Source organism: Mycoplasma sp. 1781 (genome assembly GCF_053851675.1).
Map to the genome: position 1 here is coordinate 1 of NZ_JBSQBC010000021.1, position 7184 is coordinate 7184.

The 7184-nt window shown below is 28.5% G+C and carries 5 protein-coding genes; 1 reads left to right on the forward strand and 4 read right to left on the reverse strand.

Features of this window, described 5'->3' with window-relative positions; genetic code table 4:
• From ACWXVP_RS03090 to ACWXVP_RS03105, 4 genes are all read right to left on the reverse strand, one after another.
• A partial coding sequence (locus ACWXVP_RS03090; protein WP_456013027.1) for an ABC transporter permease occupies window positions 1-1168 on the reverse strand: 1168 nt, incomplete at its 3' end.
• A gap of 25 nt (window positions 1169-1193) precedes the next feature.
• Window positions 1194-2327 carry an ABC transporter permease subunit gene (locus ACWXVP_RS03095; RefSeq protein WP_438340875.1) on the reverse strand — a complete coding sequence of 378 codons (1134 nt, stop codon included), beginning with the start codon at window positions 2325-2327 and terminating at the stop codon, window positions 1194-1196.
• Window positions 2328-2335: 8 nt separating this feature from the next.
• Window positions 2336-5137 (reverse strand): OppA family ABC transporter substrate-binding lipoprotein, encoded by a 2802-nt coding sequence (locus ACWXVP_RS03100; RefSeq protein WP_456013029.1) that lies wholly within the window; start codon window positions 5135-5137, stop codon window positions 2336-2338.
• Between the two features lie 392 nt (window positions 5138-5529).
• The gene (locus ACWXVP_RS03105; RefSeq protein ID WP_455994913.1) at window positions 5530-5727 is read right to left on the reverse strand and encodes a hypothetical protein; all 198 of its coding nucleotides are present in this window, start codon (window positions 5725-5727) and stop codon (window positions 5530-5532) included.
• Window positions 5728-6046: 319 nt separating this feature from the next.
• Between ACWXVP_RS03105 and ACWXVP_RS03110 the strand changes: the two genes are divergently transcribed.
• Window positions 6047-6595, forward strand: a complete 549-nt coding sequence (locus tag ACWXVP_RS03110) for a deoxycytidylate deaminase (protein WP_456013031.1) — start codon at window positions 6047-6049, stop codon at window positions 6593-6595.
• Window positions 6596-7184 lie beyond the last annotated feature (589 nt).

Here is a 7184-nt window from a genome sequence, read left to right on the forward strand (position 1 = left end):
CTTCTGAAGCCGATTCAATTAAGATCTGACCTAAGTTAGTATCATTCCCAGATTTAAAGAAACCAAGAAATGCCAATGATGCAACTCATAAAATTACACTTGGGACATTTTTAACAAACGAGTTAGCAATTTTCCCAATAATTGCAGGCAAGGCGTGAACAAATATTTGTCTTGAGGCAGAAGCACCTATTGCTTTTGAGGCTGTTATATATTCCTCGTTTTTAACGGTTATTATGTATAACCTTGTTAAACCCACAAACAATGGCCATCCAGCAATAGACATAGCTAAAATCAAGGAAATTTGGTTTGTCCCAAAGATTCCGACAAATATAAGAATCCAAATAATTGTTGGTGGAGCATTAAAAATGTTAATTATTCTCATAATGATTGTATCAATTAATTTACCTGCATAAAAACCAAGGACCGCACCTAAAGTGATGCCAAACACAGCTTGAATTATTGTGGTAATAATAGCAATTTCAATCCCTCTCCATGTTGCATATCACGTTGTAACTCATATATCATAACCAGTTGAAGAGGTTCCTAAAATGGTTTTTAATGTAGGAACTTGCGGTATTAAAACCTTAGTTACATATTCATCAGTTAGTAAAACTCCGTTAGGTCTTGAGTTAATTAAACCATTCAGAACTCACGCTTTAAATAAATGATAAGCATTATAGTGAATAAATAATTGACCTTGATCATTAGTATCAATGGTTGTTGAATTTGTAAAGAATGCAAATCAATTATTTCATTCAACTTCTTGTCCTAATTCCTTTCCATGACTAACAACATAATTATAGAATTTATAAATCTGATCGTCGGGTGTTATAGCTTTAGTTACAAAAGGTGAATATGCCGGCGGCAATGAGTTAATAAAATCATAACCATTAATTGGTTTGTTGGGGGTATAATTTGTGACTAGACTTGATGGAATTAATAATGATGCCAGTAATATAAACAAAAACACAATTAGCGAAACAACAACAATTGGGTTTGAAAAGAATCTTTTTATAATTTCAATAGCCATTTTTTTAGGGCGCCCTGCTATTGAGGAGGTTTGAACCTTATCACTTTCAGAAACAAAACCGAACTTTCTAGATAGTTCAGAACTTATTTTGTATTTTTTGTTAAATTCTTTAATCTGAGATTGTAAATTATCTTCCATATTTAACGTTCTAACCTACCTTTCATTATGGATTTTGAGACATAGAATTATGGTTTTGTTGATTCAATGCCCTTTTTGCATATAGATCTTTTTCAAGTTTCTTTCTTTCTAAAAATGCTTTAAAAAATAGCCAATAATTTTTCTTATTTTGTGCAGAATATGTAATTTTTGGATCTAATACAGCAAACATTACATCTACAAATATCTCAGCAGCTAATCCAATTCCAGTAAAGAATATCGTTGAAAACATAATAATATTAATTTCTCCAGTTGGAAATGAATTAGCAATAACAGTACTTGTTCCCGGAACATCTCAGTATCTTTCAATAATAATCGAACCAGACAATAGCCCAAGGAATGAGCCAAATAATAAGCTAAATAATGGAATCGAAATATTTCTTAATACATACTTAAAAAATATTTGAGTAGCCTTCAATCCTTTGGTTTTCGCTATTAAAACATAATTAGATGTTAATACAGTAATTACTTGATTTCTTGTATAACTAACATATACAGCCATTGAAGTTAAGGTAATAATTAACACAGGCGGTAGATATGATACAAATAATTTACCGAATGTTGGTTCAAGAGCGTCTCTCGGAACTACGGTTGGAATACCAATTTTTAGTGAAATGGTAATTAATATCGGAGCTAAAACAAATGAAGGAATTGCTACAAATAATAGAACAAATAAATTAGCGCCAGAGTCAAATAATTTCCCCCTTTTATAACCGGCAAAAACACCAATAGTTATACCGCTAATTGAGCTAATAATAAATGCAGGAAGAGTAATTCTAATCGAATATTTTAATGGGGTAAAAAATAATAATTGTATGTTAGTATATTCAGAAGGATTTGGATTATTTTCTTTATTAATAATAAATCCAAAATCACCACGAAAGATATTTCCGATATAACGGAAATATCTTACGATGATAGGAATGGGCGTACCATCTTCATATCTAAGCCCAAAGGCTATTTCATTGTCATATGTAAGTTGCTCAATTGAGAGCTTATTTTTAGGATTTTGAAATAGTTTTTCAACTATTGCTTTAACCGGACTTTGCCCAAAAGCGCTGACAAGTGTATATACAACAAAAGTTATAATAAACAATGTCAGGAGTGCAAATAATATTCTTTGACGTATATATCTAAACATTGTATAAATTAGTTTTTAATCTTTCAATCTACATATAGATCGACACCAGGATTTGTGGAATCAGGTACGACAAATTTTTTCTCGACTAATGCTCTACCAAATTCGTTCTTTTGTTTAAAAATTGCATATGTGAATCCAATATTAAAGAATGATGTAAATTGTTCCATTAACTCAATTGCTTGTTCATTAGTATGTTTTGCAATATATTGTAATCAAAATGCTGCTGTTCATGCATAAGCATCTGTTCCATGCTTGCCATCATGTGATGTTCAAGGGATTGCTTTATTATTGTTATCTCTTTTTAGAAAATAGTGTTCTTTCCCGTTTTCAGTTCTTTTTTCAAAGGTAACGGAGGTAGTATATGGTAGGTATTGTCCCTTATATTTGTTTTCAACTAAATGAAGATCCGCAAACGGTACTGAACCAATTCACTTATGTGATCCATCCTCGTTAGCATATTCAACCATATCCTTTGCAAGTTGATAAATTTTTGGATAATTTTCTCTTATTAATTTGTTTTTATCACCCGAATCATTTGCTGCTATTCAAGTTAATGTCGGAACTAGGTTTGCGCTAAATGAAAGGCCGTCATATCCTGAACCGATTGAGTCGTAGTCATATGATCACGAAACAGTTTCTGATCCATTTGATCCTCTTGATCTAAAATTATCAAATCTAGGATCATCTTTATTATCAGTGTAATATATTGATAATTTTAATTTTGGATGTAATTGTGAAAATGTTTCTTGAATACTTTCAAATGCTGTTTTATATCCCTTAGGTATATTTACAAATGGAAAGGCATATTTAAACTCAATATCTTGGTCTTTATATTCAGGAAATTCTTTATAAAAATTATTAATTAATTTATTTAGTTCTTCTTTAATGTTTTCAAAACCGGCAGATTCAAGTTTTTGTGATCTCGTTCCGTTCTTTTTAAATAACACTTCTTCATTTTCGCTAGGACTTATTTCTTTGCCTATTGTGCCAAAATCAATTTTTCCAGACTTATCTGCCTTTAGAGCAAATAAAGAGTTTATTCTGTCTCTGACATCATTTGGAGTTCTGAATTTTGATGATTGTTGGTCACTACCACCAATTGATGAACCATCTGCAACTTTTGCTATTCATGCCGATGACTGAGAACTGGTTGCTTGCGAAGCAAACTCATCTCAATTAATTGCAGCATTTATTAAAGTTCTAAAAATTAATCCACGACCAGATATAAATTCACTTGGATCATTTAAACCTTTTGATAGCTCGTCTTTTGTTGCCCCATAAACTAATTTGGCAAAAGCATCATTGAATTCATAGAAACTATTATTTTGCCCTTGAGGAAGTGCTCTAACAAATGGTTGTGCAACGTTTCTATAAAATGGTCTATTTGTATTTACAACTTGAATGTAACGCAATCCAAATTTATTACCATCTCTCAAAATTTCATCTTGTTGTGTTTTATTTAATTGACTAAATGCAATTTGCGAAACGCTACCTTCTTTGTACTTATTAAAAATTCTGTCTGCAAATGTTTCTGCCGCAACGTTTTGATTATATATAAACACTATTTGTTCAATAGTATCAGGGCTATTCACAAATTTTTGATCATAGTAATTCTTATTTTTCTTAAGAATTAACTCTTGGCCTTTTTGAGGTGATATATAATATGCGCCATTATATAAAGTGTTTTTTAAACTTACTCCATATCAATAGGCTCCAACCTTATATACTATAGAATTTTTATCTAATTTTTTAATCTTATCTTCAAATTTTTTGGTTTCACCATTTTGCAAACCGTTATAGTTATATACTGGCAATTGCTCTGTTTGATTCTTTTCATCAATATATTGCGAAGGAGCTGGCTGAAAGGTATAATCTCTCAATATTAACTTATTAAAGAACTCTGTAAATTCTGGATCATCATGATTAGAAATTTTTTCAAATGTTACAGCATCATCTAATCCTACTTTTTGTATAAATTCTTTTTCTACAGAAAACTTCTTATGATCAATACCGAAAAGACTGAATAAATAATCATTTGAATACTCCTCTTTATCAGTAAAGGCTGATGAAGAAGCATCTGATAAAACTTTGGCAGCTTCTTTATCAAGTTCCTCAGAACCACCATTTTTATCTCTGAATGATTGACTGACAGAAAGTGTTCTTAATCACGAGTAATAAAAATCTTTTGCATTAACTTCATATTTCGTCTTTTTACCCGTTTCGTCAACTCAAAAAACACCTTTTCGAATAATAAATTGAACTTTAGTAGCTGATTTTAATTTATTATCAAAGTTAAAACTGTTGATAGATTTTTGATTATTCGATTTTAATTCTACTGAAGCAGAAGTGTAATATTTAACTCCGTCTTTTTCGCCATTAGGCTCTGTCATGATATCGGCATCATCGGAATCAAATGTTGTTATAGAACCATTTTTGTCTGTTATAACAACTGCAGAAGCCATTGCTAATGCCTTTTTTGTTCAAGTTGGAGTTGTGATATATTGAGCAGTTCCAATTATTTTACCACTTTGATCCTTTTTGACTTTGTTAGTTAAAACTGGTTCTCCGATATTTTCAATGCGAACCAAACCAGCTGAAGTTTGTTGTGTCGTTGCGACACTTACATATCCACCATACGATCTTGAAGCATCATATACAAATGCTTGCCCTGTATAAGGTGAGTTATATTCAAACACGTATTTATGAACTTTACCGCTTTGTAAGTTGTTGCTGCAGCTTGCTAAAAGCAGGGGCACTGAAGCACTAAGTAAAGGTAAAGAAGCTAATAATATTTTGTTTGCTTTTTTCATTTTAATCTCCATTTTTTATAATTCCATAAAAGTCATTAAGGTGTTATTGTATTTAAAAAATTATTATCTAGTTATATAAAATGACTTATATAAAATTACAAAATAATTATAAATTATTTTTAATCTTTTGTTAGGTTTTGCTCTTAAAGAGGCGCATTTTCTCTTGTCTTTCAATGTGACTTTTTTAATACATTTTTGATTGATTTTTATTACTTTTTTATTGAAATTATTTAAATCTGGGTTTTATTAAGAAAATGCTAAAAGATACTTTTTTATTAAGAAAATTCTTATGTTTATTGAGTAATTATGTACCTCTAAAATCCATAATCTTAGGACGGTAAATAATGTTGAAATATGAAAAATCTATATTATTCTTTTTAATTTTAATCTTATTAATTATGATATTTAAATGTATAAGTTGCATTACAAATTCCTCCAAGAATAATATTTTTATTTCACGAATTCATAGAATTCATCTTAATAATACCCTTGTTGAAATTAATAATTTCAATAGCAAAAAATGCAGCTATTATAGCTGTGAACATACTAGAAATTTGATAATTTTCATTTATTTTTTTTATGTCCATCATTTTTTCCTAACATTTATTATTTTAACAACATTTAAAATTTTTTTGCAAAAAAATATAATACTTTTTAAATTTATTTATAAAAATCGACTTAGTTTTAGTAGTTTTATTAATATAAAAAATAAAATAAAAAAATAAAGCAATATTAGATATTTTTGATATAATTTTTTTAATTCAACTTGTTATGGCTAATTATTTAGCATAATGAATTGGATTAACATAGTTAATGTCTTATCCGAGCTTTTTTGCTTATTTCACTAAATAATTTAGATCAGGGTCTGCGGAGTCTGATTTTTTAAAATTGTGATAAAATTTTACTATTATGAATTCAAAGACAAAAAATATTATTTTTAACGAACATAAAGACAATATTAAATGAGACATATATTTTATGTCCTTAGCCAAATTAAGTGCATTTAGATCTAAGGACCCAACAACAAAAGTAGGGGCCTGTATTGTAAGCCCAAATAATTATGTCATTTCATTAGGTTACAATGGAATGCCAACTAGTTTTAATAACACCGAGGTTGATAATGACCTAGCCTTTCCATGGAATCGACCAAGTTGTTCTGATGATGTGCTACATTCAAAATATACATATGTTGTTCATGCTGAAGCAAATGCTATAATTAATGCTAATCTAACTAATTCTAAAATTGAACCAGGTTCAGCAATTTATGTTACACATTCGCCATGCTATAACTGTGCAAAATTAATTGTCCAATCAAAAATATCGAAAGTTTATTATGCTAGTGAATATAAACCGGAAGCAGATGATTTTAAAGCTAGCCTAAAAATATTTGGCACCTTTGGTGTTGAATTTATAAAAATAAAAAATGATTTTGATATTGATTTTAAAATAAAGAAATAATTTTTTATTTAATTTAAATTTTTAGGTCTTAAAAATAAATTTAATATCACAAGTTTGATAAATATTTTTAAACTATAAAAATGTTGCAATTTGACTAAGAATTAACATTTTTTTATTAAAAAATTAGAAAAAAATAGTTCTACTTTAGGAATTTCATAAGAAATTGTTTTATTTTTTCATCTACTTTAAAATCAAAATAATTTCTTATGAAATAAATAAGAAAAATTATCAAGCAGGTCTTGATAATTTTAATTATTTTGTTATAGTTTCTCCACATGATTGGGAGCTCAAAAGAGTTGCTAGATTTATTAAATATCGATGAATATTTTATTAAATCAAACATAAAAAAAATCAATTTAAACTTGTTTTAGTTATAAAAACCACTAAAATTTAAGTTAAAAAAAAGAATAAAGTCATCATTAAATTAAAAAAAATTCCCACTTTTTGGGGAAAAATTAAACAACTAAAAATATAAAAAAAATTGCCTATATTTATGGCAAGCTTTTTTTGTTCCCTGAAAACTGAATATCGACTTTTTTTTATTTTAGATAACTTCTATAGAATCACTATTAAACCAATCAATTTATTA